This window comes from Microbacterium sp. Leaf161 (genome assembly GCF_001423645.1).
Taxonomy (GTDB): Bacteria; Actinomycetota; Actinomycetes; order Actinomycetales; family Microbacteriaceae; genus Microbacterium; species Microbacterium forte.
On the sequence record NZ_LMOW01000002.1, the window covers coordinates 445124 to 468225 of the forward strand.

20 protein-coding genes are annotated in these 23102 nt (G+C 68.2%); all 20 read right to left on the bottom strand.

The window, feature by feature from the left end:
• Positions 1-35: 35 nt before the first annotated feature.
• The 20 genes from ASF87_RS14905 to aroC all read right to left on the bottom strand — a co-directional run bounded on the left by ASF87_RS14905 (position 36) and on the right by aroC (position 23086).
• Positions 36-1994 (bottom strand): hypothetical protein, encoded by a 1959-nt coding sequence (locus ASF87_RS14905; protein WP_056376901.1) that lies wholly within the window; start codon positions 1992-1994, stop codon positions 36-38.
• Positions 1995-2023: 29 nt separating this feature from the next.
• The gene (metK, locus tag ASF87_RS14910) at positions 2024-3217 is read right to left on the bottom strand and encodes a methionine adenosyltransferase (protein ID WP_056376904.1); all 1194 of its coding nucleotides are present in this window, start codon (positions 3215-3217) and stop codon (positions 2024-2026) included.
• Positions 3218-3310: 93 nt separating this feature from the next.
• The gene (gene rpoZ / locus ASF87_RS14915) at positions 3311-3568 is read right to left on the bottom strand and encodes a DNA-directed RNA polymerase subunit omega (RefSeq protein WP_042536631.1); all 258 of its coding nucleotides are present in this window, start codon (positions 3566-3568) and stop codon (positions 3311-3313) included.
• A 64-nt stretch (positions 3569-3632) separates the two neighbouring features.
• Complete coding sequence (gene gmk, locus ASF87_RS14920; RefSeq protein ID WP_056376906.1) at positions 3633-4541, bottom strand: guanylate kinase; 909 nt, start codon at positions 4539-4541, stop codon at positions 3633-3635.
• Positions 4534-5379 (bottom strand): orotidine-5'-phosphate decarboxylase, encoded by an 846-nt coding sequence (pyrF, locus tag ASF87_RS14925; protein WP_056376908.1) that lies wholly within the window; start codon positions 5377-5379, stop codon positions 4534-4536. The genes gmk and pyrF overlap by 8 nt, the downstream gene beginning before the upstream one ends.
• Entirely contained in the window at positions 5376-8663 is a 3288-nt protein-coding gene (carB, locus tag ASF87_RS14930) for a carbamoyl-phosphate synthase large subunit (protein ID WP_042536628.1), read from the bottom strand. The genes pyrF and carB overlap by 4 nt, the downstream gene beginning before the upstream one ends.
• Complete coding sequence (carA, locus tag ASF87_RS14935; protein WP_056376910.1) at positions 8663-9808, bottom strand: glutamine-hydrolyzing carbamoyl-phosphate synthase small subunit; 1146 nt, start codon at positions 9806-9808, stop codon at positions 8663-8665. Before carA ends, carB begins: the two co-directional genes overlap by 1 nt.
• The gene (locus ASF87_RS14940) at positions 9805-10332 is read right to left on the bottom strand and encodes a PH-like domain-containing protein (protein WP_056376912.1); all 528 of its coding nucleotides are present in this window, start codon (positions 10330-10332) and stop codon (positions 9805-9807) included. Before ASF87_RS14940 ends, carA begins: the two co-directional genes overlap by 4 nt.
• The gene (locus ASF87_RS14945) at positions 10329-11633 is read right to left on the bottom strand and encodes a dihydroorotase (RefSeq protein WP_056376914.1); all 1305 of its coding nucleotides are present in this window, start codon (positions 11631-11633) and stop codon (positions 10329-10331) included. Before ASF87_RS14945 ends, ASF87_RS14940 begins: the two co-directional genes overlap by 4 nt.
• Entirely contained in the window at positions 11630-12595 is a 966-nt protein-coding gene (locus ASF87_RS14950) for an aspartate carbamoyltransferase catalytic subunit (RefSeq protein ID WP_056376916.1), read from the bottom strand. Before ASF87_RS14950 ends, ASF87_RS14945 begins: the two co-directional genes overlap by 4 nt.
• On the bottom strand, positions 12592-13122 hold the full coding sequence (gene pyrR, locus ASF87_RS14955; protein WP_042536623.1) for a bifunctional pyr operon transcriptional regulator/uracil phosphoribosyltransferase PyrR: 531 nt from the start codon (positions 13120-13122) through the stop codon (positions 12592-12594). The genes ASF87_RS14950 and pyrR overlap by 4 nt, the downstream gene beginning before the upstream one ends.
• 68 nt (positions 13123-13190) lie before the next feature.
• Positions 13191-13775 (bottom strand): hypothetical protein, encoded by a 585-nt coding sequence (locus ASF87_RS14960; protein WP_042536622.1) that lies wholly within the window; start codon positions 13773-13775, stop codon positions 13191-13193.
• Position 13776: 1 nt separating this feature from the next.
• The gene (locus tag ASF87_RS14965) at positions 13777-15354 is read right to left on the bottom strand and encodes a Rieske 2Fe-2S domain-containing protein (RefSeq protein ID WP_056376919.1); all 1578 of its coding nucleotides are present in this window, start codon (positions 15352-15354) and stop codon (positions 13777-13779) included.
• A gap of 75 nt (positions 15355-15429) precedes the next feature.
• Complete coding sequence (locus tag ASF87_RS14970) at positions 15430-18729, bottom strand: DEAD/DEAH box helicase (protein WP_235558973.1); 3300 nt, start codon at positions 18727-18729, stop codon at positions 15430-15432.
• Between the two features lie 56 nt (positions 18730-18785).
• Complete coding sequence (nusB, locus tag ASF87_RS14975) at positions 18786-19196, bottom strand: transcription antitermination factor NusB (protein ID WP_042536620.1); 411 nt, start codon at positions 19194-19196, stop codon at positions 18786-18788.
• A 3-nt stretch (positions 19197-19199) separates the two neighbouring features.
• Positions 19200-19760, bottom strand: coding sequence for an elongation factor P (efp, locus tag ASF87_RS14980; protein ID WP_042536619.1), 561 nt, complete (start codon positions 19758-19760; stop codon positions 19200-19202).
• 75 nt (positions 19761-19835) lie between these two features.
• On the bottom strand, positions 19836-20273 hold the full coding sequence (aroQ, locus tag ASF87_RS14985; RefSeq protein ID WP_056376921.1) for a type II 3-dehydroquinate dehydratase: 438 nt from the start codon (positions 20271-20273) through the stop codon (positions 19836-19838).
• The gene (gene aroB, locus ASF87_RS14990) at positions 20270-21358 is read right to left on the bottom strand and encodes a 3-dehydroquinate synthase (protein ID WP_056376924.1); all 1089 of its coding nucleotides are present in this window, start codon (positions 21356-21358) and stop codon (positions 20270-20272) included. Before aroB ends, aroQ begins: the two co-directional genes overlap by 4 nt.
• The gene (locus ASF87_RS14995) at positions 21355-21873 is read right to left on the bottom strand and encodes a shikimate kinase (RefSeq protein WP_042536616.1); all 519 of its coding nucleotides are present in this window, start codon (positions 21871-21873) and stop codon (positions 21355-21357) included. The genes aroB and ASF87_RS14995 overlap by 4 nt, the downstream gene beginning before the upstream one ends.
• A complete protein-coding gene (aroC, locus tag ASF87_RS15000; protein WP_056376926.1) occupies positions 21857-23086 on the bottom strand; it encodes a chorismate synthase in 1230 nt (409 codons plus the stop codon). The genes ASF87_RS14995 and aroC overlap by 17 nt, the downstream gene beginning before the upstream one ends.
• Between the last annotated feature and the right edge of the window lie 16 nt (positions 23087-23102).

Genomic DNA, 23102 nt, shown 5'->3' on the forward strand with positions numbered 1-23102 from the left:
GGGAGGATCGGGGGGATCTGATCGGTGCGGGCTGATCAGAGCTCTGGGTCGAGGATATCGAGCCGAACCGAGAGCGTGCTCCGAGTCGACTTGCCCTTGCCCCGGCGATTGCTGACGGCTTCGGCGACGACGGCGGCTCGCAGTGTCGCCGCGACCTTGACTCCGGCGCCGTACTCGAACCGGACGAGGGCGCGGACGCGCGGCGGGTAGTCGTCGGACTCGATGGGCACAGGACCCAGGACCGCGTCGGACGGGAGGGCGAGCTCCTGCAGCGCCGCCAGCGCACGGCCGACGGCCGCGGCTGACCCCTCGACCACGGCGACGCGCGCGGCCGGCGGCATGTGGAGCGGCGCGCGCTCTGAGAGTTCAGCGCGTGCGTAACCCGATTGGTTCCACGTCGCGAGCGCTCGCGCGATCGTGCCGTCGACTCCGACGAGGTGGATCGGCGCCCCCGGGGCCGCGAGCGCTGCCGCGTTCGACCACCACCGCAGGCAGGCCTCGCCGATCCGCAGATCCGGGGCCTGGAGCATCCGCGGACCGTCGAGCAGCACCACTGCGCGATAACCGCCCTCGGCAAGCGGCTCGGCGCCGCGCGTCGCGACCACCAGTGCGGGCTTGTCCGCGACGTGCTCGACCGGGTGCGCGCTGTCGGCCACGATCACGCGGACGCCGGGGAACGCCTTGCCCAGCTCATCGGCGGTCCTCTCGCTTCCCGACGACGCCAGACGCAGCTTGGTCGACGAACACGTCGGGCAGGTCCAGGCTCGCGCGCCCCGGCCGCACCACGCGCACACCGGCACGGCGCCGCGATGCTTGGCGCCCAGCGGTCCGCCGCAGTGCGCGCATCGGGCGGGGGCCCGGCACTCCGCGCATACGAGGGACGGTGCGAATCCCGGGCGCGAGACCTGCACGAGCACCGGCCCCTCGGACGCGGCGTTGCGCGCCGACAGGAACGCCGACGACGGCATCCGCTGGGCTGTCGGCGCATCCATCTCCTGCGGGGTGCTCAGGATCACCCTCGGCATCACCCGCCGCGCGGCTCGCACGTCCTGCAGGTAGCCGTGCGCGACGAGGCGCTCCACGTCCGTCGTACGGGTGTGGCCGACGAAGAGCAGGGCGGAGTCCTCCTGCTCCTGCCGGAGCAGGGCCGCATCGCGCGCGTTGATGTAGGGCGCGAGAGGTTCGCCGAGCAGTGGATCGCCGTCGTCCCAGACGGCGACGAGCCCTGCGCGCACCGGCGCGTACACGGCGGAGCGGTTGCCGACGACGATGCACGGAGCATCCTCGAGCGATCTGAGGAACGAGCGGTATCGATCGGGGTTCGTCTGCCGTGAGTCGTATCGCACGACAGCCTCGGGCGGAACCAGCGAACCGAGCGCTGCGAGCAGCAGATCGAGGTCGCGATGGTCCGGCACGATCAGGATGCTGGAGCGTCCGGCAGCGAGCATCCGCGTCGCCGTCGACGCGAGCAGAGCCGTCCAGCCCGGCTCGCCTCGGTGCAGCACCGGGATGGCCTCAACCGCGGCCCTGCCTGCGCCTTCGAGCACCTCGTCGAGGTGGTCGTACGCGGCGATGAGCGAAGATGCGGAGGCGACGGCGTCATCAGTCGGCACCGGCACCGGCGCGTCTGAGGTCCACGCCTTCTCGACCCGCACCTGCCGCTTGGGGATGACGAGACGCAGCACATCCGACGCCGAACCCGCCGCACGGTCGGCTGCACGACGAGCCAGCCGGTAGGTGCGTTCGGGGAGCACAGGAACCTGTGAGACGACGCTTTCGACCTCGGAGAGGGGCCTATCGGCGTCGTCCTCGGTGTCGATCTCGACCACGTACCCGTCGATGACCCGACCGGCGGTGCGGAGCGGCACGCGCACGCGCACCCCGATGGGCACGTCTCCGAGTTCTGCCGGCAGGGCGTAGTCGAAGAGCCGGTCGAGCTGCGGAAGCGGCGAGTCGAGCAGCACGCGCGCGATACGACGGCTCTCGGCCGTCATGAGCGGATCGCCATCAGGCTCGCGCTCCGTCAGAGGCCTGCAGCGCGCCGCAGCTCCTCAGCGCGGTCGGTGCGCTCCCAGGTGAACTCCGGCAGCTCGCGACCGAAATGCCCATAGGCGGCTGTCTGCGCATAGATCGGGCGCAGCAGATCGAGCTCCTCGATGATCGCCTGCGGACGGAGATCGAAGACCTCGCTGATGGCCCGCGTGATGACCTCGTCTGAGACCTTGCCGGTGCCGAACGTCTCGACGTAGAGGCCGACGGGGCGCGCGACGCCGATCGCGTACGCGACCTGGACTTCGAGCCGGTCGGCGAGACCCGCCGCCACAGCGTTCTTGGCGACCCAGCGCGTCGCGTAGGCGCCCGAGCGGTCGACCTTGGACGGGTCCTTGCCGCTGAAGGCACCGCCGCCGTGGCGCGCCGCACCACCGTACGTGTCGATGATGATCTTGCGGCCGGTGAGCCCGGCGTCGCCCTTGGGACCGCCGGTCACGAAGGGACCGGCGGGGTTGATGTAGTAGGTGATGTCGTCGAGGTCGAGCCCTGTGGTCTCGAGGATCGGGTCGATCACGTGCTCCCGCACCTGTTCCTTGAGCTCGTCCTGCGAGATCTCGGGGTGATGCTGGGTCGACAGCACGACGGCATCGACGGTCTTGGGCGTGAAGCCGTCGTACCCGAGCGTGACCTGCGTCTTGCCGTCGGGGCGGAGGAACGGCAGCGCACCGGAGCGGCGAACCTCGGCGAGACGCTCCGCGATGCGGTGCGCGGTCCACGCGGCCATCGGCATCAACTGCGGCGTCTCGTTCGTGGCGAACCCGAACATGATGCCCTGGTCTCCGGCACCGAGTCCGTCGAGCGGATCGACGGATGAGCCGTCGCGGTGCTCCTGAGCGCTGTCGACGCCATGAGCGATGTCTGTCGACTGCTCGCCCACCGAGATGCTCACACCGCAGGAGTCGCCGTCGAAGCCGGTGTCGCTCGACGTGTAGCCGATGCGATTGACGACCTGTCGGACGATGGTCGGGATGTCGACGTAGGCCTCGGTGCGGATCTCACCGGCGACGTGCACGAGACCGGTGGTCACCAGCGTCTCGACCGCGACCCGCGAGCCGGGGTCTTTCGCGATGAGTCCGTCGAGGATGCTGTCTGAGATCTGGTCGCAGATCTTGTCCGGGTGCCCCTCGGTGACGGACTCGGACGTGAACAGACGCAGCGCGCTCATCGGGGCTCCAGGACGGAATCGGACAGCAGGAAGGGGGTTGCTCCCATGATGGACCGCACCGCCGACATCAGTCGGCGGTGCGGTCATCGGACGTCACTCGGCGTGACGGAGGCGGAGTTTGTCCTCGTTGATCTCGTGCAGAGCGATGGTCAGCGGCTTGTCCTCGACGGAGGAGTCGACGAGCGGACCGACGTTGTCGAACAGGTTGCCCTCGTGGAGGTCGGAGTAGTAGTCGTTGATCTGACGGGCGCGCTTGGCGGCGTAGATCACGAGCTCGTACTTCGAGTCGACGCGGTCGAGCAGGTTGTCGATGGGGGGATCGATGATTCCGTTGGTGTGGTGTCCGGCCATGGTGGGACCTCCTGATCAGGCGACGGGATCGTCGCGAAGACTGTGCTGCGGCGCGCGAAGAAGCTCAGCGCGCAGAGCTTGAAGATAATTCTACGACCTCTGCGGCCGCGGCGGCGACGTCCTCGTTCACGATGAGGTGATCGAACTCGTTCTGCGCGGCGAGCTCCACCTTCGCGGTGCGCAGTCTGCGAGCGCGTTCCTCGGCACCCTCGGTGCCTCGACCGACCAGTCTCTGAACCAGTTCGTCCCAGGTCGGCGGCAGCAGGAAGATGAGCGTCGCCGCAGGCTCGGCCTTGCGCACCTGGCGCGCACCCTGCAGGTCGATCTCGAGCAGGACGGTCTTGCCGGCGGCCAGCGCGGCATCGATCGGGGCACGCGGAGTTCCGTATCGCGACCTGTTGTGCACGACCGCGTACTCGAGAAGCTCGTCCTCGGCGATCAGCCGATCGAACTCCGCGTCGTCGACGAAGTAGTAGTGCACGCCGTCCATCTCGCCCGGGCGCGGTGCGCGGGTCGTCGCCGAGACCGACAGATGGATCTCGGGATTGTGCTCGCGGATGTGGGCAGCGACCGTGCCCTTCCCCACAGCGGTCGGGCCGGCGAGAACCAGCAGACGGCTGCGTGCGCCCCGCGGCTGCAGGAGCGGGAAGCGCGTGTCGAGCCACTGCGTGAGCGCCAGCCGCTGCCTGACGCCGAGACCGCCCAGTCGCTTGACCGGCGAGATGTGCAGTTCCGCGAGGATCCGGTCGCGCTTGCCCGCCCCGATGGCAGGGAGGGCGAGCAGGAAGTCCGTGATGCGCATCGATCCCTCGACCGAGTCGGGGTCGGCGGTGGCGCGCTCGAGCACCGACTGCGGGGTGACGACACGCGTCGTCAGATCGCGCTTGAGCGACGCACGGGCGCGGCGCCGCTCGACCGCCTTGCGTGCGGCGGCGGCACGATCGACCTCGGGGACGGGACGGGACTCAGCCACGGCCGGCCTCCCTGTACTCTGCGACGCGGGCGTCGATGGCGGCGGCGAGACCAGCGGGTCCGGCCGAGAGGATGCTGCGGCTCTCGCTCGCGATCACCGCGGGGCTCATCGAGCCGAACCGCCGGTGCAGGTCTGCCGGAGTCGCGCCCTGCGTGCCGAAACCGGGGGCGAGGACGGGTGCCACCGGCGCGAATGCGGCGATGCCGGCATCCGTCCAGTCCACCGTCGCTCCGATGACGAAGCCGAAGCTCCCCCACTCGCCTGCCTCCGAGTGCTCCGCATTGCGTGCCGAGACGACCGAGATGATGTCCGCAGACACGGCGCGGCCGGTCTCGGAGACCGAGCGCTGCAGAGTCTGCGCCTCAGGGTTGCTCGTCGCGGCGAGCACGAAGAGGCCCTTGTCGTGCTCGCCGGCGAGGGCGAAGGCGCCGTCGAGCGCACCGACCCCGAGGAACGGGTTGACGGTCAGGGCGTCGGCCTCGAGCGGAGACCCCGGTGTGAGCCACGCCGCCGCATACGCATCCATGGTCGAGCCGATGTCGCCGCGCTTGGCATCCGCGATCACGATGAGTCCGGCCGCGCGCGCAGCCGCGAGCACGTCTTCGAGGGCCGCGAACCCCGCAGAGCCGAAGCGCTCGAAGAACGACACCTGCGGTTTCACGATCGCGGCACGGCCAACGGCGGCCTCGACCGTGCGCAGCCCGAACTCGCGGACGCCGGAGGCGTCGTCACCGAGCCCCCAGTCCGCGAGCAGCGCCGCATGCGGGTCGATACCCACGCACAGCGGGCCGTGCGCCGCGAGGGCGGCACGGACCCATTCGCCGAAGCGTGCGCTCACAGAGCGGCCTTCCGGTCGAGTGCGTACTCCTGAAGGCTCTTCACCTGGAAGCCCTCGTGGGCTGCATCCATGCCGCTCACCGCTGCGCCGAGCACTGCCATCGTGGTGAACAGCGCCTTGTCGGCCGCGACGGCCGCCGCACGGATCTCGTAGCCGTCAGCACGCGCCGCTCCACCCGAAGGCGTGTTCACGACGATGTCGATCGACCCGTCGTTGATGAGGTCGACGATGTTGGTCGCGCCCGACTCCTGGGTCTCGCTGTACTTCTCGACCACGGTCACCGCGATGCCGTTGCGCGAGAGGATCTCGGCCGTGCCCTCGGTGGCCACGATCGTGAACCCGAGCTGCTGCAGACGGTGGGCCGGCAGGATCACCGCGCGCTTGTCGGAGTCGGCCACCGAGATGAACACGGTGCCCGAGGTCGGCATCCCGCCGTACGCGGCCGCCTGGCTCTTCGCGAACGCGGTCGGGAAGTCGCGGTCGATGCCCATGACCTCGCCGGTCGAGCGCATCTCCGGGCCGAGGATCGAGTCGACGGTCTTGCCGTCGGCCGTGCGGAACCGCTTGAAGGGAAGCACGGCCTCCTTCACCGAGACGGGGGCGTCGAGCGGCACACGAGAGCCGTCCTGCTCGGGGAGCATGCCCTCGGCGCGGAGCTCGGCGATGGTCGAGCCGACCATGATGCGGCTCGCGGCCTTCGCCATCGGGATGCCCAGCGCCTTCGAGACGAACGGCACCGTGCGGCTCGCGCGGGGGTTCGCCTCGATGACGTAGAGCACGCCGGCGCTGATCGCGAACTGCACGTTGAGCAGACCGCGCACGCCGACACCCTTCGCGATCGCGAGGGTCGCCTCGCGCACCCGGTCGATGTCGGTGCGGCCGAGCGAGACCGGCGGCAGCGTGCAGCTGGAGTCGCCCGAGTGGATGCCGGCCTCTTCGAGGTGCTCCATCACGCCGCCGATGTACAGATCGGTGCCGTCGTACAGCGCGTCGACATCGAGCTCGATCGCATCGTCGAGGAATCGGTCGACGAGCAGGGGCTTGCCCTCCTCGATGATGACCTCGCCCGCCGTGCGCACGAAGTACTCGCGCAGCGACTCCGCGCTGTAGACGATCTCCATTCCCCGGCCGCCGAGCACGAAGCTCGGACGCACGAGCACGGGGTAGCCGATCTCGTCGGCCACGGCCACCGCGGCGTCAGCGTTCACAGCGGTGCCGTGACGCGGTGCGATGAGACCCGCCGCGTCGAGCAGCTGGGAGAACAGCTCGCGCTCTTCGGCGATGTCGATGGCCTCGGGGCTCGTGCCGAGCACGGTGTAGCCCGCGGCCTCGATGCCCTTGGCGAGACCCAGCGGCGTCTGGCCGCCGAGCTGGCAGACGACGCCGAGGATGGTGCCGCTGGCGGCTTCCGCGTCGAGCACCTCGAGCACGTCCTCGAGCGTCAGCGGCTCGAAGTAGAGCCGGTCGGACGTGTCGTAGTCGGTGGACACGGTCTCGGGGTTGCAGTTGACCATGATGGTCTCGAAGCCGGCATCCGACAGCGCGAACGACGCGTGCACGCAGGAGTAGTCGAACTCGACGCCCTGGCCGATGCGGTTGGGACCGGATCCGATGATCACGACCTTGGTGCGATCCGATGGCATGACCTCGGTCTCGAAGTCGTAGCTCGAGTAGTGATACGGCGTGAGAGCCGGGAACTCGCCGGCGCAGGTGTCGACCGTCTTGTACACGGGGCGGATGCCCAAGCCGTGGCGCACACCGCGGATCTCCGCCTCGTCGTCACCCCGGAGCTGCGCGATCTGCGCGTCGGAGAATCCGTGCTCCTTGGCGTAGCGGAGCGTGGCCGCATCGAGCTCGGGCGCCGTGCGCACGGTCTCGGCGACCTCGTTGATCAGCACGATCTGGTCGATGAACCACGGGTCGATCGCGGTCGCCTCGAACGCCTGCTCGACTGTCGCACCCTTGCGCAGCGCCTGCTGCAGGGTGACGATGCGACCGTCGGTCGGGATCTTCGAGATCTCGAGCAGCTCGTCTGCCGAGCGGTTCTCCTCGCCCCAGTGGAAGCTCGAGCCGCGCTTCTCGAGCGAGCGCAGCGCCTTCTGCAACGCGGTCGCGTAGTTGCGGCCGATCGCCATGGCCTCACCCACCGACTTCATGGTGGTCGTCAGCGTCGCATCGGCGGCCGGGAACTTCTCGAACGCGAATCGCGGCACCTTGACGACGACGTAGTCGAGCGTGGGCTCGAAGCTCGCCGGGGTGACACCCGTGATGTCGTTGGGGATCTCGTCGAGACGGTAGCCGAGTGCGAGCTTGGCCGCGAGCTTGGCGATCGGGAACCCGGTGGCCTTCGAGGCGAGGGCGCTCGAGCGCGAGACGCGCGGGTTCATCTCGATGACGATGATGCGGCCGTTGCTGGGGTCGACGGCGAACTGGATGTTGCAGCCACCGGTGTCGACGCCGACGGCGCGGATGATGTCGATGCCGATGTCGCGGAGCTTCTGGTACTCGCGGTCGGTGAGCGTCAGAGCCGGGGCGACCGTGATCGAGTCGCCCGTGTGCACGCCGACCGGGTCGACGTTCTCGATCGAGCAGACGACCACCGTGTTGTCGGCGGTGTCGCGCATGAGCTCGAGCTCGTACTCCTTCCAGCCGAGGATCGACTCCTCCAGGAGCACCTCGGTGGTCGGCGAATCGCGCAGACCGGCCCCGCCGATGCGGCGCAGGTCCTCTTCGTCGTATGCGAAGCCCGAGCCGAGACCGCCCATCGTGAACGAAGGGCGCACGACAAGCGGATAGCCCAGCTCGGCCGCACCCTCGAGCAGGTCGTCCATCGAGTGCGCGATGATGCTGCGGGCGACGTCGGCTCCGGCGTCGAGCACGAGCTGCTTGAAGATCTGGCGGTCCTCGCCCTTGTTGATCGCCTCGAAGCTCGCGCCGATCAGCTCGACGTCGTACTTCTCGAGGATGCCGTGGTTGTGCAGCTCGATCGCGGCGTTCAGGGCGGTCTGTCCACCGAGAGTCGGAAGGATCGCGTCAGGGCGCTCCTTCGCGATGATCGTCTCGATGACCTGCCACGTGATCGGCTCGATGTACGTCGCGTCGGCGAAGTCGGGGTCGGTCATGATCGTGGCCGGGTTGGAGTTGACCAGGATGACCCTGACGCCCTCTTCGCGGAGCACACGGCACGCCTGGGTGCCGGAGTAGTCGAACTCGCAGGCCTGACCGATGACGATCGGGCCGGAGCCGATGACGAGAACGGAGTTGATGTCGTCGCGCTTGGGCATTACTTGGCGTCCTTCTTGCTGGCGATGACCATGTCACGGAACCGGTCGAAGAGATAGTTGGCGTCGTGCGGGCCGGCGGCGGCCTCCGGGTGGTACTGCACCGAGAACGCCGGGATGTCGAGGGCGCGGAGGCCCTCCACGACGTTGTCGTTCAGACCGACGTGGCTGACTTCGACCTTGCCGTAGCCGTGGGGACTGTCGAACGAACCCTCCAGCGGCGCTTCCACGGCGAAACCGTGGTTGTGCGCGGTGATCTCGACGCGTCCGGTGGACTTGTCGAGCACCGGCTGATTGATGCCGCGGTGGCCGAAGGGCAGCTTGTAGGTGCCGAGCCCCAGCGCCCTGCCGAGCAGCTGGTTTCCGAAGCAGATCCCGAAGAACGGCAGCCCGTCGTCGAGCACCGAGCGCAGCAGCTCGACATGGTCGCCCGACGCCGCGGGGTCTCCGGGGCCGTTCGAGTAGAAGACGGCGACGGGGTCGATCGAGCGGATGTCGTCGATCGTGACGTCCTGGGGCAGCACGTGCACCTCGAAGCCGCGGGCTGCCAGATTGTCGATCGTCGCCTGCTTGACTCCGAGGTCGAGGACGGCGAGATTGCCGACCCGCTCCCCCATCGCCGTCGTCACCGTGGCGACGTCGACAGAGACCTGCGACGAGAGGTTCTGACCGGCCATCTCGGGGGCTTCGCGCACGAGCCGCAGCTGCTCTTCGGGGTCGATCTTCGCGGCGTCGCCCGAGAACACGCCGCCGCGCATCGAGCCGGCCGAGCGGATGTGTCGGGTGATCGAGCGGGTGTCGATGCCGCTGATGCCCACGATGCCGTCTCGCTCGAGGATCTCGTCGAGCGAGGCGTTGGCTCGCCAGTTCGAGACGACGCGCGAGGGGTCGCGGACGATGTAGCCGGCCACCCAGATGCGACGGGACTCGCGGTCTTCGTCGTTCATGCCGGTGTTGCCGATGTGCGGTGCCGTCTGCAAGACGATCTGGCCTGCGTACGAGGGATCGGTGAGGGTCTCCTGGTAGCCGGACATGCCGGTGGCGAAGACGACCTCGCCGAAAGTGGTGCCCCGCGCGCCGTATGCACGGCCCGTGTGGCGGGTCCCGTCTTCGAGGACGAGGACGGCGGGTTCGGGGAGGGCTGTCATGACGTTGCTCCTGTGTCGGGGGCGGCGGTGTCGTCCGTGGCGGGGACGAGGCGCTGCAGTTCTGAGATGAAGTTCTGGGGGTCGCCGTCTGTCAGGCGGAGGTACGAGTCGACGATCGTGTCGTCGTCTGCGCTCCAGGCGACGCGGACGAGTCCGCCCGGTTCCACGACGCGGTCGATCGTCACGGTCGCACGATCGACGCTCGCGAGCCGTGCAGAGGCGAGGAAGACCGTCGGCGCCCCGTCGAGGCAGAGCGCGAGGCCGCGATCAGTGACGGCGGCCTCTCCCCTGGCTCGGTAGGCGAGCGGGTGCAGGGTCAGCCGCTCCAGCGGCTGGTCGTGCTTGGTCGTCGAGACGTAGAGCACCTCACGACGGGCGATCACCTCGGCGTGCTCCGGCACTCCGAGGGGCGCCGAGAGACCAGAGTCGCGTCGGAGTCGTCGTCGCCACGCGGTGAACATGACGACGAGCACGAGCGCCGCCACGGCGATGGTGATCGCGATGGCGATGTCGCGCGCGCTCATGCGTTCAGCTCCTCGACGACGTCTGCGCCGTCGACCGTCAGGACTCCGCGGTGCATCGTGAATTCGACGCGACCGGGGAGGTCGCGGCCGAGGTAGGGCGAGTTCACGCTGCGACCGTGCAGGTCCGATTCGGTGAAGACGCCGGCGACGGACGGGTCGTAGAGGGTGATCTGCGCGGGAGCACCCGCCTCGAGAGGCAGCCCGTGGCCCGAGAGACGGCCGATCCGCGCGGGCGCGGCGCTCATCACCCGAGCGACGTCCTCCCAGCCGATCAGGCCGGTCTGCACCATCGACTGGTGCACGACGCGCAGCGCGCTCTCGAGTCCGACCATGCCGTTGGCGGCGGCCTGCCACTCGCACGACTTGTGCTCGCTCGGGTGCGGCGCGTGGTCGGTCGCGACGATGTCGATGGTGCCGTCGGCGAGGCCTTCGCGCACCGCCAGGACGTCCTCCTCGCGACGCAGCGGCGGATTGACCTTGTAGCGCGCGTCGTACCCGCGCACGAGCTCATCGGTGAGGAGCAGATGATGCGGAGTGACCTCGGCCGTGACGTCGATGCCCCGCTTCTTGGCCCAGCGGATGATGTCGACGGAGCCGGCCGTGGACAGGTGGCAGACGTGCAGACGCGATCCGACGTGCTCGGCGAGGAGCACATCGCGGGCGATGATCGACTCCTCGGCGACGGCCGGCCATCCGGCGAGGCCGAGCTCGGCCGAGACGGTGCCCTCGTTCATCTGGGCGCCCTCGGTGAGGCGGGGGTCCTGCGCGTGCTGCGCGATGACGCCGCCGAAGGACTTCACGTACTCGAGCGCGCGACGCATGATCAGCGGGTCGAAGACGCAGAATCCGTCATCGCTGAAGACGCGAACCTGCGCACGGGATGTCGCCATCGCACCGAGCTCGGCGAGTCGCTCGCCCTTCTGCCCCACGGTCACGGCGCCGATGGGCTGCACGGTCGCGTACCCGGCCGCTTCACCGAGCGCGAGCTCCTGCTCCACGACGCCTGCGGTGTCGGCCACCGGAGACGTGTTCGGCATGGCGAACACGGCGGTGAACCCGCCGGCCGCGGCCGCCCTGGTGCCGGTGAGGATCGTCTCGGACGCTTCGTAGCCGGGTTCGCGCAGATGGGTGTGCAGATCGACGAGCCCGGGAAGTGCCACCAGGCCGTCGGCGTCGATGACCCGCGCACCCCCACGGCTCAGCCCGGTGCCGATCTCGGTGATCAGACCGTTCTCCACGATGATGTCGGCGCGCTCGGCACCGAGAAGCTGTGCGCCGGTGATGACGAGGGTCTCGCTCACAGGTCTCCCCCTCGTTCGTCGTCTCGTTCTCCTGCAAGGAGCAGGTACAGCACCGCCATGCGGATGGACACCCCGTTCGTCACCTGTTCCAGCACGGTCGAACGCGGGGAATCGGCGGCTTCGGAGGAGATCTCCAACCCTCGGTTCATGGGTCCGGGGTGCATGACAATGCTACCGTCCGGAAGGCCGGCCACACGCAGCGCGTCAAGACCCCATCGTCTGGAATACTCCCGCTCAGTGGGGAAATATGCGGCGTTCATGCGCTCGAGCTGGATGCGGAGCATCATCACGGCGTCGGGCCCCTCGGCCAGGGCCTGGTCGAGGTCGTAGACGACCCTGGCGGGCCAGAGCGAGACGTTCTGCGGCACCAGGGTGGGCGGAGCGACCAGGGTGACCTCGGCGCCGAGCGTGGCGAGCAGCCAGACGTTCGATCGCGCGACCCGCGAGTGCAGCACGTCGCCGACGATCACGACCCGGATGCCGGCGAGATCGCGACCGCGGCTGTCGGCGCCGAAGCGCCGTTTGCGGATCGTGAACGCGTCGAGGAGCGCCTGGGTCGGGTGCTCGTGCGTGCCGTCGCCGGCATTGACCACCCCGGCCGAGATCCAGCCGCTGGTGGCGAGTGTCTGCGGCGCACCTGATGCGGGGTGGCGGATGACGACCGCATCCGCGCCCATCGCCTGCAGCGTCTGGGCGGTGTCCTTCAGGCTCTCCCCCTTGGAGACGCTCGAGCCCTTGGCCGCGAAGTTGATGACGTCGGCCGACAGACGCTTCGCTGCGGCCTCGAACGAGATGCGGGTTCGCGTCGAGTCCTCGAAGAAGAGGTTCACGACGGTCTTGCCGCGGAGGGTCGGGAGTTTCTTGACCTCGCGTGACTGCGTGTCGGACATGTCCTCGGCGACGTCGAGGATGCGCAGAGCCGTCTCGCGATCGAGGGTGCGGGTGTCGAGGAGGTGTCTCATGCTTCGATCGTCACCTCCTCGGCGCCGTCATGTTCGGCCAGCCGCACGTTGACTCGCTCCTGACGGGACGACGGGATGTTCTTGCCGACGAAGTCGGGCCGGATCGGCAGTTCGCGGTGACCCCGATCGACCAGGATCGCGAGGCGCACGATCGAGGGACGGCCGATCGACTGCAGCGCATCGAGCGCAGCGCGGATGCTGCGACCGGAGAAGAGCACGTCGTCGACGAGGACGACCGTCTTGCCGTCGATGCCGCCGGCGGGGATGTCCGTCGGACGAGGGGACCGCGTCGGCTGCTTCGCGAGATCATCCCGGAAGAGTGTGACGTCGAGCGCTCCCACGGGAACGGCGGTCTGTGCGATCTCACCGATCACAGCGGACAGGCGATGGGCGAGAGTGACTCCGCGGGTCGGAATTCCCAGCAGGACGAGGTTCTCAGCCCCCCGATTGGATTCGAGGATCTCATGTGCGATGCGGGTCAATGCCCGCGAGATATCGGCTTCGTGCAGCACAGTTCGTGCACTCATCGGCCGCTCCCTTCTCCGCCTCACAGGACGGTGTTAAAGGTTGCTTGATTGACCCAGTCTAGCGCGACTCAGCGCCACTCCAGGACTTCACGCACGACCGCCTGCGAGGCGGGCGAGCCGTCGTTCGCTATGCCGGAGAGCGACTCGTGCGAGAGCATCGCGCCCTCGGCCCCGGCGGCGGCGGTGATCTGTTCCAGGGCGGATGTGACGCGTGGTGCCGCTGCGCGCGCATGCGTCGCATCTCCACGTGCCGAAGTGTGCGGGAAGACGACGAGCTCGGCCACGCCGACGGCGACGGGGCGAGCTGCGGCCACGACGAGCGTCGGGGGCAGCACGGGCTGCAGCGCGTGGGGCAACGGGAAGGGCAGTTCATCGGTCAGAAGGCCTCGCCACCAGCTGCGCTTCGAGCCCTTCTCGTCGCCGATCTCGAGCGCGGTCGCCGTCCACTCCGAGCCTCGCGCGCGGAGCCTGCCGTCGAAGTCGTCGTCGCGGCGCTCGAAGCCCACGCCGGTCAAGAAGTCCGCGGCGATGCGCACGAGTCGCTCGGAGTCGGATCGCACGATCCATCGCGCACCGCGCAACGGCCCCTTGTACTCGAGCCGCGTCGTTCGGGCATCACGACCCGATCCCTGCGGATGCGGGGTTCGTGACACGTCAGCTGGCCTCGCTGAGCACAGCGTCGCTGACCTCGTCGATCTTCGCGGAACGGATGGGGTGACCGCTCGTGGACAGGCAGCGGCCGGTCTTGAGGTCCCACTTCCAGTCGTGCATGCTGCAGGTCAGGATGCCGTCTTCGTCGACCTTGCCGGTCTTGGTCAGGTCGGCACGCAGGTGCGGGCAGCGGCGCTGCACGACCCAGTCGCCGATCTCGGCGTCCTCGGTCTGATCCGTCTGCTCCTGGTACCAGTTCTCGACGTACTCGATGCGGTCGACCGAGAGGCACTTGAGGAACGTCGTCAGGAACTCGTTGAACTTGCCGCTGCGTCCCACCTGGAACTGCATGGAGAGGAAGATCGAGTTCGACCAGTCGATCTCATGATCGCGGATGTTCGTCGAGACGAGATCAGCGGGGATCGTGTACCAGTAGATGCACTCCTCGCCCGCATACTCGCGGACCTTCGCCCGAGGGAAGTCCACGACCATGTCGAGGTCGCCGATCCTGAATCGCACGCAGCCACCGACTCCGAGGCGGATGGTGCGCGACTTCTTCAGCAGCGGCTCCCACCAGGTCTTCAGCTCCTCGAGCATCTCGGCGGCAGGCAGGACCTCTGCGCGAGAAGCCTCCTCATCGAGGATCTCCTGCTGGCGGGACGCCCGCTGCTCTTCGAGGTAGTCCCACTTCTCATCGAAGATGTGGGCGAGCTCCGCCTCGGAGTACAGCGTCTGCTCGGTCGACACCTGACCGGCGTCGACGGTCACGACCGTCCCCGGAACGAACAGATGCCCGTCGTACTGCGGCGAGAGCTCCTTAATGTGGGCGAGGAACTGCTTCTGGTCCGTGAAGATGGACTCACCGTTGCGTCCGACCCCGTTGAAGTCGAAGAGATCGTCGCGCAGGAACATGGGCGGCCCTGCCATCGGGAAGACGTGCGGAGCGTCCACCTTGTCGATGTAGTACATCGCTCGCTTGTTCTGCGCGTCTCGCTTGAGCTTCGCGAAGTTCTGCTTCGCGTCCATCGGCAGGTCGTAGACCATGGGCCACCAGATCGCACCCGAGACCTGCGTGAAGTACGCGTCGGGCTTGCCGAAGTGCAGCAGCGTGTCGAGGTCGAGGGGGTGGGAGTCGTTCTGGTTGAGCACCGATCCGGTGCCGTCGTCGACGCTCAGCGACGAGTCGCCGATGGGGCCGTCACTCGGCGCTCGCAACGGCGTGATCATGATCTTGAGATCGCCGCGCTCGATGATCCTGCCCGCCGGGGCGTAGGTGATGTTCGTGTATCCCAGTGCCCTGATGTCCTGTTCGAGGTCATCGATGGGGTACTCGGGCAGCAGCACCTCGATGTCCTTGCGGATGTAGCGCTCGAGCAGCGTCGGGTCGAAGTGGTCGCGGTGCCGGTGAGAGATGTAGAGGAAGTCCGCCTCGCGGCCGAACCGCTCCCAGTCGAGAGCGCGGTTGTCGGGGAACGGGAACCACGAGCCGAAGAACGAGGGCCCGAGAACCGGGTCGCAGATGATGTTCCCGCCGACTGTCTCGATGAACATCCCGGCGTGGCCGAGTCCCGTGATCCGCATGCATTCCTCCTGAAGTGAACCGTTCGATTCTACCGACGGGGTGCTGGACGGATGCGGTGACCCGGCCGGAACAAATCAGGCCTCGTCGAACAGACCCTTGATGTCGTCGGCCGTGAGCGACTGCGCGAAGAGCTCGTCGTCGTCCATCACCGCGGTGAAGAGCCTGGCCTTGCGGCGCTGAAGCTCGAGGACCTTCTCCTCGATCGTGCCGGTCGAGATCATCCGATAGACGAACACCTGATTCGTCTGCCCGATACGATGCGTGCGGTCGATCGCCTGCTCTTCGGCGGCCGGGTTCCACCAGGGATCGAGCAGGAAGACATAGTCGGCTTCGGTCAGCGTGAGTCCGAACCCACCGGCCTTCAGGCTGATCAGGAACACCGGCTGCTCCCCCGCCTTGAACCCGTCGATCACCTGCTCTCTGCGCCGCGTCGAGCCGTCGAGATGCGCATACGGGATGCCGGCGGCCTCGAGACGAGCAGCTGCGAGATCGAGGAACGAGGTGAACTGGCTGAAGACGAGCGCGCGGTGCCCCTCGGCCTGCAGCTCGACCACTCGCTCGAGAAGCGTGTCGAGCTTGCTCGAGCCGATGTCCGCATCGGCTTCGTCGACCAACGCAGGTGCGAGGCTCAGCATCCGCAGCAGCGTCAGAGAGCGGAACACGATGAAGCGATTGCGATCGAGATCGTCGATCAGCCCCAGGACCTTCTGACGCTCGCGCTGCAGCACGACGTCGTAGAGCGCCTTGTGCTCCGGGCTCATCTCGACCTCGAGAAGCTGCTCCTGCTTGGCAGGGAGGTCGGGCGCCACGAGCTCCTTCGTGCGCCGCAGCATCAGAGGCCTGACGCGACGACGGAGCTGGGCGAGGCGCCGAGCGCGATACTCGCCGCCCTCCTCGTTCTCGGGGACCTTCCCCTTCTCGATCGGCTGGATGTAGCGGTCCTTGAACTTCCGCGCCGAGGGGAAGAGCCCCGGCGCGGCGAGTTTGAGAAGCGACCACAGCTCGGAGAGGCTGTTCTCCATCGGCGTGCCGGTCACGGCGTACGTGACGTCGGCACGGAACGTCGAGATGGCGCGGTGGAGTCTCGTCTTGGGGTTCTTGACGAACTGGGCCTCGTCGAGGATCAGTCCGGCCCACTCGACCTCGCGGAACTCCTCTTCGTCGAGTCGTGCGACCGTGTACGAGCTGACGACCAGGTCGCTCGACCGTGCCGCCGCCCTCAGCACATCAGCGCGTTTTCCGCTCGTGCTGTCGACGATCGACACGCGAAGCCCCGGAGTGAATCGCGCGGCCTCCGACCGCCACGTGCTCAGCACCGATGTGGGCGCGAGCACGAGGAACGGCCGCGTCTCGCCGGCATCCTTCGTGTGCTGCACGAACGTCAGGAGCTGCAGGGTCTTGCCGAGACCCATGTCGTCGGCGAGGATTCCGCCCAGCCGATGACGCCACAGGAAGACCAGCCAGTCGAAGCCGGTCTTCTGATAGGGGCGCAACTCCGCCTGAACCCCCTCGGGCACGGGCGTCGGGGGGACACCTGTGGCCTGACGAAGCCCGTCAGCCGTGGCGCGCCAGCTGACGGCCGGCTCGGCCTCGTCTGCGAGATCCTCGAACTCCTCCCAGAGATCGGTCTGGTACCGACTGATCCGGGGGCCCGTCTCCCACTCGTCGAGCTCGCCCGCCTCCTCGATGAGGTCACGGAGACGATCCAGCGACGGGTGGTTGAGTGAGAAGTACCCGCCATCGGAGAGGAGCAGCTTCTTGCGCCCCTTGCTCAGTGCCGTGAACAGCGGCCCGAAGGGGATCGTCCGGCCGTCGATCGTCACGAGGATGCCGAGATCGAACCAGTCGGAGTCCGTCGACTCGACGGTCGTGACCTTGACCTGCGGATCACCGGTCAGCTCGCGGTACGCCTTGCGCTCTCCGCTCGATTCGACGCGGACTCCCACCGCCTCGAGCGCGGGAACCCCCTCCGCGACGAACGCCGCCGCGTCGATGTCATGGAAGGAACCGCTCGGCCTGAAGCTCGTCGTGCGGAACTCCTGCCACGCCGCCTCGATCGCCGCCCTCTTGGCGGTCTCGACGGCGGCGTCGCGCACTGCTGCGTCGTTCCAGGCGAACGGCACGCGCCCGAACTGACCGTATGACCATTCGAACGTGTAACTCACGACATCGCCGCGCTCGTAGCCGACGGTCAACACGGGCTCCGGCTCGGGAACGTCGGGAAGCGCGACCGCGCCGACCGTGCGCACGGTGCTTCGTCTCGCCAGCAGCGGATACGCGTCGGCGATGAACGCCTTCTCGTCGTCGGAGGGCACGACGATCGGATCGGGTGCCGCGAGCAGTGCGCGCGTCTGCTCGCTCAGCGGCACCTCGGCGAGGACGATCTCGATCCGTGCGCCCACGAGGCCGACCGAGTACACCCCCGTGCGGCCGATCGGATGTACCTCCCGGTCAGGAACCTCTCGATCGTCGATGCGCACGTCCGCGGACACCGCCAGAGAGCCGTCGTCCGTTCGAGTGATGCGTGTCGAGACCTCCGCGCCGGCAGCGATGCGCACCGAGGCGCTCTTCTGACTCGCGACGAGCGGGATGCCGAGCTCGGCGCCCGATCGGAGGTGCCGCCAGAGCAAAGGGGACTCGACCTGGTCGAGGACGAGCCATTCGCCGGCGTTGCCGGAGAGCAGCGAATCCCGCGAGATGCTGAGCAGGTCGCCGAACCAGCGGTTCTGATCGCGACCGAACTGTGAGGCGTCGCGCCGGACGGCATCCCAGCCTGCGCCTCCCTGGATCCAGGCGCCGGTCTGCGCACTGCGCATCATCGGACGGATCGCCAGCAGCAGCTCCCCGTTCGGGCGTGCCAGATCGCGTGCCGTCGCAGCACGAACGGGGCGTGGTCCCCAGTGGTTCTCGCTGCGGGACTCGCGGTGCCGCAGCTCGATCCCGAGCGCGAGGCGCTGGGGGTGCCGAGAGACCGACGGGTCGAGCAGGCTGCGCCACGACGTCGCCGCAGCGCTGCGGGGCGCGACTGACTCGGGTTGAACCTCGGGCTGACGCTGAAGAGCCGCCGCCTGCTGGGAGTACTCGTGCACGTTGGACGCGAGCAGCGTCGCGACGACGTGCTTGCAGCCGCTGCCCACGGGGCACGAGCAGCGAGTCGTCCTCGGACGCCTCGTCCCGTTCGACGAGTGGAAGAGGATCTCGGTCACATACTGGGCATCGGAGCTGCCGCGAACATGCCCCTCGAGTTCGAGGAGATCCTCATGCCAGACCACGTCGAGCACGTTGCCCTCGCGGAAATAGGCGAGACCGCGTTGATAACCACCCGCATCGGTGATCTGCATGAGATCCCGAAGATCGACGTGCGGCGCGGGCATGACCCCATCCTTCCCAGGGCCTCCGACATCTCGGAGACCGCGTCCTGAGTCGTCGCTCAGGCCGCGCGAGAGACACGGGCGAGCACGCCGTGCACGAATGCACCCGAATCGTCGGTGGAGAACTCCTTGGCGAGCTCGACCGCCTCGTCGATGGCGACGGCCGTCGGCACCTCGGCGTTGAACAGGATCTCCCAGACGCCGATGCGCAGCAGCGCGCGGTCGACCGCGGGCATCCGCTCGAGCTTCCAGTCTCGACTGTGCGTCGTGATGAGCTCGTCGATCTCGTCGCGGTGGTCGATGATGCCGTCGACGACCTCGCGCGCGTACAGCCAGGAGGCCTCGCGGGCGGGTTCGCTCGCGGCGCGCTTGGCTTCGGCGGCCAGGGCCACCGCGACCTCGTCGCCACGGACGTCGGCGGAGAACAGGATGTCGAGTGCGCGCTTGCGCGCCTTCGTACGGGCGCTCACGCCTTACTTCTCGCGACCGAGGTAGTCGCCGGTGCGCGTGTCGACCTTGACCTTGGTGCCGGTCTCCACGAACAGCGGCACCTGGATCTCGTAACCCGTCTCGAGCGTGGCGGGCTTGGTGCCGGCCGACGAGCGGTCGCCCTGCACGCCCGGCTCGGAGTAGGTGATCTCGAGGATCACGGACGCCGGCAGATCGATGTACAGCGGGTTGCCGTTGTTGAGCGCGATCGTGACCTGCTGGTTCTCAAGCAGGAAGTTCTTCGCATCGCCGACGGTCGCCGCGGGGACAGTGATCTGGTCGTAGTCGGTCTGGTCCATGAAGACGTACCCGTCACCATCGGTGTACAGGTAGGTGTAGTCGCGACGGTCGACGTTCTCGATCTCGATCTTCGCGCCGGCGTTGAACGTCTTGTCGACGACCTTGCCGCTCATCACGTTCTTGAGCTTCGTGCGGACGAACGCGCCGCCCTTGCCGGGCTTGACGTGCTGGAACTCGACGACGCTCCAGAGCTGCCGCTCGATGTTGAGGACGACGCCGTTCTTGATGTCTGCGGTAGATGCCATGCGCTGGACTTTCCGTTTCTAGAGTCTGGGGGCCGCTCGCGTCCGAGGTGGACTGGGGTGGGCCGAGAGTCGATTCTACGCGATGAGCGCTGCGAGCTGCCGCACAGCGCTCGCGTAGCCGTCGACGCCCTCGCCGATCACACGCACCGCTGCCACATCGTGGAGGTAGGAATGGTGCCGGAACTCCTCCCGCGCATACACGTCGGAGATGTGCACCTCGGCGAACGGCAGAGCGACGCCGGTCAGGGCGTCGCGCAGCGCCACACTCGTGTGCGTGAGCCCGCCCGGGTTGATGATGATCGCAGTGCAGTCCTCCCTCGCGGCGTGGATGGCATCGATCAGCACCCCCTCGTGATTGCTCTGCAGCGCCCGGAGCTCGAAGCCCTCCGCCTCGGCGGCCGCAGCGGTGAGCTTCTCGACATCGGCGAGTGTCGCCGTGCCGTAGACCTCGGGCTCGCGGCTGCCGAGCAGGTTGAGGTTCGGACCGTTGACGAGCAGGATGCGACGGGTCATTCGCCGATCTCCTGGTAGGCGGCGAAGAGCAGCGACTCGTCCGGCGCCTGCAGCACGGTGGGCTTGGCGATGTCGTCGAGGAGGATGAACCGCAGCATGCCACCCCGGCTCTTCTTGTCGCGCTGCATCGTCGCGAGCAGCTGTGGCCATGCACCGGCACGATAGCCGGTCGGCAGCCCGAGCGAGTCGAGGATCGTGCGGTGACGCTCGGCGGCGGAGTCCGACAGTCGGCCGGCGAGTCGCGACAGCTCAGCCGCGTACAGCATGCCGATCGAGACGGCCGCACCGTGGCGCCAGCGGTATCGCTCGGCATGCTCGATCGCGTGGCCGAGGGTGTGGCCGTAGTTGAGGATCCCGCGCTGGCCCGCTTCGCGGAAGTCGTCGGAGACGACCTGCGCCTTCATGTCGATGGCGAGTTCGATCGCCCGACGGAACTCGGGTGTCGTCGAGTCGACGGCGCGCGCGGGGTCCGCTTCGATGATGTCGAGGATCTCGGGGGCCCAGATGAATCCGGCCTTCACGACCTCGGCGAAGCCCGCGGTCGCCTCGTTCGGGCTGAGGCTGGCGAGCTCGTCGAGGTCGCCGATCACCGCGCGAGGTGCCCAGAAAGCGCCGACGAGGTTCTTGCCCTCGGCGGTGTTGATCCCGGTCTTGCCGCCCACCGATGCGTCCACGAGGCCGAGCACGGTGGTGGGCACCTGGACGAGCTGCACCCCCCGCAGCCAGGTCGCCGCGACGAAGCCGGCGAGATCCGTCACGGCGCCGCCGCCGTATCCGACGACGGCGTCCGAACGGGTGAAGTCGGCCTGTCCCATCACCTGCCAGCAGAAGGCGGCCACCTCGATGCGCTTGCCCTGCTCGGCATCAGGCACCTCTGCGAGCAGAACCTCGCGCTGACCGTTCTCGACGTCGGCGAGCAGCCGATCCCGCAGCTCCGCCGCACGGGCGGCGAGCGTGGGCGGGTGGACGACGAGGACCTTGCGCACTCCGGGATCGAGCGCCTCTGACACCCGGTCGAGGATGCCGCGGCCGATGGCGATGTCGTAGGGGTTCTCCCCCGTCACGCTGATGGTTGTCGTACTCATCCCAGTTCTCTCCTCCATGCCACGATGTCGTCGGCTATGCGCTGCATGGGGCGCCGTGACGTGTCGAACGTCACGGATGCCACCTCGTCATACCAGTCTCGACGTTCTTCGAAGATCTGTGTCCAACGCCCGACGGGGTCATCGCCCGCGAGCAGGGGGCGTCCGCCGCTGTGGATCCGATCGGCGACCGCCGCAGGGGTCACGGTCAGGAACACGACCGGGTGCTCGATCAGCAGCGTGCGGGTGGCCGCGTCCGTCACGGCCCCACCGCCGAGGGAGATCACACCGCCCGTCCCCAGAGCCTCTGCGACCGCGGCGCGCTCGAGCGCGCGGAAGTGCGCCTCACCGTGCTGCTCGAAGATCGCCGGTATCGGGCCGTGTGCTGCGACCACGCGCTTGTCGGTGTCGACGAACGGCACGCCGAGCTTGCGCGCGACGCGACGCCCGACGCTGGTCTTGCCGGCGGCCATCGGACCGACGAGCACCAGCGTCAGCGGATCAGCCTCGCTCGTCATGCGCGATGAGCGCCGCCTCGGACGCGGGCGTCGTGCGCAGCTCGGCCGGGATCGCCGCGAGGTAACCCTCGAGGTTGCGGCGGGTCTCGCCGATGCTGTCGCCCCCGAACTTCTCGAGCACGGCATTGGCGAGTTCGACGGCCACCATGGCTTCGGCCACCACTCCGGCCGCCGGCACGGCGCACACGTCAGAGCGCTGATGGTGTGCGGTGGCGTCCTCGCCCGAGGCGACGTCGATCGTGCGAAGAGCATGCGGCACGGTGGCGATCGGCTTCATTCCCGCGCGCACGCGCAGCACCGTTCCGGTCGACATCCCGCCCTCGGTGCCTCCCGCGCGGTCCGAGCCGCGCGAGATGCCGTCTGCGGTCGCGAACAGCTCGTCGTGAGCGGCGGAGCCGCGTCGGCGCGTGGTCTCGAAGCCGTCGCCGATCTCGACGCCCTTGATCGCCTGGATGCTCATGAGGGCCTGTGCGAGACGTGCGTCCAGACGGCGATCCCAGTGCACGTGCGAGCCCAGTCCGGGCGGAAGACCGTATGCGAGCACCTCGACGATCCCACCGAGGGTGTCGCCGTCCTTCTTCGCGTCATCGACTTCCTCCACCATGAGGGCGGAGGTCGTCGCGTCGAAGCAGCGCAGCGGATCGGCATCGAGCGTGTCGACGTCTTCGGGGGTCGGAAGCGGAGCGCCGTCCGGCACGCGTACCGGCCCGATCGACAGCGTGTGGCTGACGAGGCGGATGCCCAACTCGCCGAGGAACGAGCGGGCGATGGCGCCGAGGGCGACCCTGGCGGCCGTCTCTCGTGCGCTGGCACGCTCGAGGATGGGCCGTGCTTCGTCGAAGTCATACTTCTGCATGCCCACGAGATCGGCGTGTCCTGGCCGCGGGCGGGTCAGCGGTGCGCTCCGGCCACGGGACTTGTCTGTCAGCTCGACGGGTTCGGGGTTCATGACCTCGATCCACTTCGGCCACTCCGTGTTGCCGATGCGGAGAGCGATCGGGCTGCCGAGGGTCTTGCCGTGGCGGACGCCGCCCGAGATCGTCAGCTCGTCCTGCTCGAACTTCATGCGCGAGCCGCGCCCATAGCCGAGCTTGCGACGTGCGAGATCGGCCTGGATCGCCTCGGAGGACACAGGGACGCCTGAAGGCAGACCCTCCAAGACGGCAATGAGTTCTGGGCCGTGCGATTCGCCGGCCGTGAGCACGCGGAGCATTGCTCTAGTCTCCCAC